Raw genomic sequence first — 722 nt, 5'->3', positions numbered from 1 at the left:
GTGCTGCAGCCTGAGGTTGTGCAACGGCTTTGAGGGTCTTGATGGGGTTGGCCATGGTGGGTCCTTGGGGTGGGTCAGGCGGTGGCCGCCTCGGTGGTGGTGGATGTGCTGGCGCGGTGGGGGAGCAGCTTCATGCGCAACACGCGGCCGACCAGCTCGGGCATGGGTGGGAAGGCCTGGGGGCCGGGCAGTGCGCGCAGGCGTTCCAGCTCCACATGCAGCGGGGTGCCCGGGGTTTTCAGGGCGTCGCTGTGGGTTGCCCAAAAGGCTTGCGCCTCGGGCCCGCTCCAGCGCACGCGGTAGGACTCTTTTTCATCGCGGCCGGTGTGCGGGTTGCGGCCCATGTTGTCCACCAGCACCAACTCCAGGCGAAACGCGCCCGCGCTGTCTTTGTCCACGGTGGGGCGGTGCTTCTTGCCTACGAAGAGGGTGCCGGTGTGGTGCATGGTGTTATGAAGTTGATAGCTTTAGACGCAAGCGCATCAGGCGCTAGCGCACGAAACCAGTGCGTATGCGATGGCGAGCGCAATGCCTGCGCCCCACAGCGCAAAGCCCAGCAGCTCGGTGCGTGTGCCGGGTGCCTCGTCGGTCACTTCGCAGGCCTGCGGCGTGGGGCAGGCCTTGTGGCCCTGGCCGCAGGCGTTGGCGTTGCAAGCGCGGTAGCTGGGCGCGGTGTGGGCGCCGGTGCGCGGGCGGGCTCGGCGGTCGGTGGTGGGGTGGGT

2 protein-coding genes are annotated in these 722 nt (G+C 68.3%); both read right to left on the bottom strand.

What is annotated here, in order from left to right:
- Window positions 1-74: 74 nt before the first annotated feature.
- Complete coding sequence (locus AC07X4_RS23990) at window positions 75-446, bottom strand: hypothetical protein (RefSeq protein ID WP_494741549.1); 372 nt, start codon at window positions 444-446, stop codon at window positions 75-77.
- 36 nt (window positions 447-482) lie between these two features.
- Window positions 483-722, bottom strand: a 240-nt coding sequence (locus AC07X4_RS23985; protein ID WP_494741548.1) for a hypothetical protein, incomplete at its 5' end; no start/stop codon positions are given.

The sequence above is a fragment of the Acidovorax sp. GW460-11-11-14-LB4 genome (genome assembly GCF_059423685.1).
This window is presented reverse-complemented; position numbering and strand designations above follow the sequence as displayed.

Coding starts and splice junctions, on each gene's coding strand:
- AC07X4_RS23990 (WP_494741549.1), bottom strand. CDS start 446: ATGCACCACACCGGCACCCTCTTCGTAGGCAAGAAGCACCGCCCCACC.